General features: G+C 39.8%; 3 protein-coding genes. All 3 read left to right on the forward strand.

Features of this window, described 5'->3' with window-relative positions:
* Positions 1–827 precede the first annotated feature (827 nt).
* Positions 828–1,295: a DUF2691 family protein gene (locus AC1DOV_RS34500; RefSeq protein ID WP_477552142.1), complete on the forward strand. Its 468-nt coding sequence runs from the start codon at positions 828–830 to the stop codon at positions 1,293–1,295.
* 230 nt (positions 1,296–1,525) lie between these two features.
* Positions 1,526–3,070, forward strand: a complete 1,545-nt coding sequence (locus AC1DOV_RS34505) for a DUF1565 domain-containing protein (RefSeq protein ID WP_477552143.1) — start codon at positions 1,526–1,528, stop codon at positions 3,068–3,070.
* A gap of 1,275 nt (positions 3,071–4,345) precedes the next feature.
* Positions 4,346–4,633 (forward strand): P-loop nucleotide/nucleoside kinase family protein (locus AC1DOV_RS34510; protein WP_477552144.1); only part of this gene is annotated, 288 nt, incomplete at its 3' end.

Below are 4,633 nucleotides of genomic sequence, written 5' to 3' on the forward strand. Positions count from 1 at the left end.
GCCGGAAGCCCCTAACCTTCTTGTCGTCCACATTATCGCATGTGATTCGGGGTCATGCCCCAACTAGCCTAATCATGGTTTAACAAGTAGGGGGGATGAACGGAATAGCTCTCGAGATCCAAGTCTCACGGGCAGAAACGTTCGATCCCAGGCTACCGCTATCTTACGACCACACAAAAATGAGGTCGACCAGTAATTTCTGGTGACCTCATAATACGAACGGGCAGGTTAGCGTGGTAAAATAATGTTATCCTTTTTTTTGCTAAGACGGATGAGAAAAGCAGATAACGCAAGTTGTGATTCAGCTAATCTATGGAGGTGATCATTTATGTGTCGATATGCAATTTACGGCCCATATAAGGATATTTACGCGTGTTTTAAATGCAGGAAGGTTTTCAAACAAACTTCTGCTTCAAAACTAGATAAAACTGAGATCCAAAATTAGATATTATAAATGCCCACAATGTACCGAAATAATGAAGGATATGGGACGTGATTTTAAAGCACTTAAACAAAATGACCTTAAACAGTGGATGAAGGTAGAATTGTTATATAATAACGGTTTTACATATCATTCCTGTGGATGTGGTGGTCCTGGATATAGGCCGGCAAATTTATCTGAAGTTGAGGATTTTATAAGACGCGAGAAGGTTTTTAAATCTGAGGGAGCAATATTGTTGCGAAGATTGACTATAAAAACTTAAGAAGTCTGACGATGGATGTTCAACTAACGGGGAACGATAGTTGAATGACGAAAAGACGGCAAACGCTATTAATCGTTTGCCGTTTTTCATTGAAGTAACGGGCAGTATAGGAGAGGAGTTATTATGATAAGAGGCATTAGCTTCGAAATACCAAATGAGTACGGGAGCTACTTGGCTGGGATACTGAAGCCAGTCGATGTAGCTGCATATAACTGGTATGTTGGCGGTGAAGAAGCATATTTCATCGAGTACGGGGAGTTAGGGCGGCCACTCTTTCCTGATGAGGTTATTGGAATGGAAGGCGAAACATTAAAGCAGACAATAGAAAAAAACGAGTATTATGTGATTTTTGCAAACCTAAAGGCTTTTCCAAGAAATAAAGAGATTATTGATATTCAAACGTTTGAAGATTTTATTATCAGTGAATGTAGCCTCGTTATTTTAGTGGTCGATTGCGTGTATGTTACGGTGTATAGTAAGGATCCAGAAACAATCCAAAGGCTCTATAATAACTCGCTAACAATGGGGTTTTCTGAAGTAAACTTCATTACAGATGAAAATGATTTCAGAACAAAACTTTCTGTATGGTAAAGCATTCATGTTTGCACTGCTTGAATGTAATCGCTCAACTAACGGGACACGTTAACGGGCGGGTAGTTGAACAAGTCTAGAGAATAAATGCTGATAATGATATTCCCGTCTGAGTCCAAAGTACGCCAGTCTTTTCCTTGATCACATTTGCTCAAGTGTTTACTTGATGGTGCTTAAGATTCGTTATAGTATAATTAAAAGAAACATTCTGGAAAGGTAGATCCGTCTCAATGCAAACAAAGAGTAAATTATTCATTCTTGGTACGGTAGTTGCAACTGTAATAATTATGATGGGGCAATTGCGTGCCACCTCTACTTCAGCAGCCACTCCCACCTATTATGTAGACTCCAGAGGCAACGATGATAACGCGGGCACCAAAAAATCTCCATGGAGAACTCTCCAGCATGCAGCAGACGTCGTAAAACCGGGCAGTACCGTGTATGTTAGAGGGGGCGTCTATAAGCAAAAGCTAAAAATTACCCGCTCCGGCTCAGCCCGGGGTGGTTCGATCACGTTCGTAAACTTTCCGAAGGAAAGGGCAGTCATTGATGGAAGCGGACTTTCTGTCACAGGACAACAAGGCATTATTGAGATTGAAGACGCCAGCCATATCACGATAAAGGGGTTTGAAATCCGTAATTTTATCACAACGAAAAAAGATCAATTGCCTATAGGTATATATGTCCACGGCTCAGGAAGCTATATTAAGATTCTGAATAACAAAGTGCATGATATCAAAAATACCGCTGCACCAACCGGCAGTGACCTGCTTGGCCGGGATGCTCACGGTATCGCTGTGTATGGTACTGATGCACCCGCCTCCATTCATCATGTAGCGATAGAAGGTAATGAGCTTTACAAGCTGGTACTGGGTTCAAGCGAGTCCCTTGTTTTAAACGGAAATGTCGATACTTTTTCCGTGACGAACAATCTCATTCATGATAATGACAATATCGGAATCGATCTCATCGGCTTCGAAGGAGTAGCGCCGCATCCGTCCTACGATCAAGTGAGAAATGGATTAGTCAGTGGCAATAGAGTATATAACATCTCATCCAACTTTAACCCTTCTTATGGTAAATCACTTCCTAACAATAGCAACGCGGCCGGTGGTATTTATATTGATGGGGGGAAAGACAGTGTTATTGAACGAAATTACAGTTACAAGAACGATATTGGCATTGAAATTGCCAGTGAACATGCAGGGAAATCCACAAGCGATATTACCGTGCGAAGCAACATTGTCTACAGTAATCGGTATACGGGAATAGCGATGGGCGGCTACGATAGTGAACGAGGCGCAACTGTGAATTGCAAGATCATCAACAATACCCTATATCAAAATAATTCGCTGAATGACGGCAGTGGTCAAATTCTGCTACAGTATGATACCAAGAATAATATGATCACAAATAATATCATCTTTGCGGAATCATCGAATGTCTTCATCTATAACGAACACACGAAAAACTCGGGAAATGTGGTAGACTACAATCTTTATTACGCCCCCGGAGACGTTTCGAAAGCAACTTGGATTTGGAAAAACGAGGAATATGTCGGTTTTTCGGCTTATAAGACCAGTACTAGAAATGATGTACACTCTATATTTGCCGAACCCCGGTTTGTGAATCAAGGCCAAAATAATTTCCACCTTAAAGCTGCTTCCGCAGCAATCGATGCAGGTAGATCTTACAGTTCGATCATCAAAACCTTGGACATTGACGGTCAAGCAAGACTACGGGGAGCATCAGTTAACATAGGGGCAGATGAGTAAAGGAAACGTTAGTTCAATAGTACACATCGATGAGCAGGCGCTGCGGTGGCCTGCTCATTTTATTAAGCTAACGGGCAGCATTCCTATAATGAAGAAATAGTGGTTTTGAATGCTGTTGAAAGCGGCACGGTTGGCATCAGGCACGGTATGAAAGTACGTTACTCTAAAAGCAACAGGTTCAGGACAGGACTCTCCACTCCTATCTATACTTTTGCACTCTGTTTGAGTGCAAGCCACCTTTCCAGGTGGCTTTTTTTATTGATCGTGAATTGACTTGCCTGCCAAAGGCTGCGGTATGCGACTCGAAATTTATGGTTGAGTCATTTTTGACGTGGTATGTAAAATTACGGGGAATGTCGGATTCGGTGAAGGTAATCGTAAATACCTAACAGACGTTAATTATCATGCAGAGGCGCTCTTTTTTATTTAAAGTCCAAATTAATGAATCTACAGGAATGCTAACGGGCAGTTTACTTTAATAGAAATATCCATAGTATAGATTAAATGGTAAGGTAATTAGAGGTGTTTATGATGATCAGGAGGGAATAGTTTTCCTAAATGTAATAAAGTCTGTCGCAGATAATACGCTATAAGAAATCTCCGAAAAAAGACATGCAAACGATAAATTTTGAATCATTGAAAGGAGGTTCTAGTGATTAGAGGAAACAAAAGAATAATCATATCTTTATTAGCTGTTGTGGGTTTAATCATGTTGTGGAACTCTTTTCGATCCTCAACTTTCGAAGTTATTACTGTTCAGAAGGTTAGTAAACACGAAATGACTTTAATTAATTTTAGCAATCGAGTAAGAACAATAACAATCCCAATAGATATTTCAGAACTAGTTAAAGTTAATAAAGAATACACAATATCTTATGATAAAAGAATTTTTGATAAACATAGACTTAGATCAATATCTAGTGAACATCATGAAAACAGTTGATTAGCGATGATCATCTATTTATAGATGCTTTTCAACTAACAGGGAACTAGTGGAACAGTACAAGGAGCAGATACTACGGTAACTTCTCCTTGTTTTTATTAAGATAACGGGCAGTATAGTGAAAATGAACTTGAAACCTTTTCCTCCTTTTGGCATCACATTAGTGAAAGCCACTACAGATTGAGGGGGTGCTAGGAGCTATTATGTCTAAAATAATCTTATTTAGAGGTAAGTCTGGGACTGGTAAATCGACATTAACAAACGAGCTTGGTAAAAGACTCAAACTCCCTGTATTACATAAGGACGATATTTACGATTGAGTTGCAGCCATTGTGCCCGAACATGATATGAGAAACATAATATGTTTCGATTTTCTTTATCGTTTCTTACAAACCAATATTGATTCTGGTGCAGGGATCATACTTGATTTCGGATTGAATAATACGGACGGCGTACGGAGATTTAAGACCCGGATTGAGGAAAGAGGCGGGGAATTAATCACAATTTTATGTACATGTAGTGATGAGTCAGTTTGGTCTGAGCGACTTGCTGAACGAAGTCTAAATCCATTACCTAATCAGTTGATTACAAATTTGCCCGAACTCAAAGAGTATTATAAG

It is taken from the genome of Paenibacillus sp. 01T47 (assembly GCF_056398245.1).

What these genes read in the sequence shown, in the direction of transcription:
- AC1DOV_RS34500 (WP_477552142.1), top strand. Translation starts at nt 828, where the DNA reads ATGATAAGAGGCATTAGCTTCGAAATACCAAATGAGTACGGGAGCTAC.
- AC1DOV_RS34505 (WP_477552143.1), top strand. Translation starts at nt 1,526, where the DNA reads ATGCAAACAAAGAGTAAATTATTCATTCTTGGTACGGTAGTTGCAACT.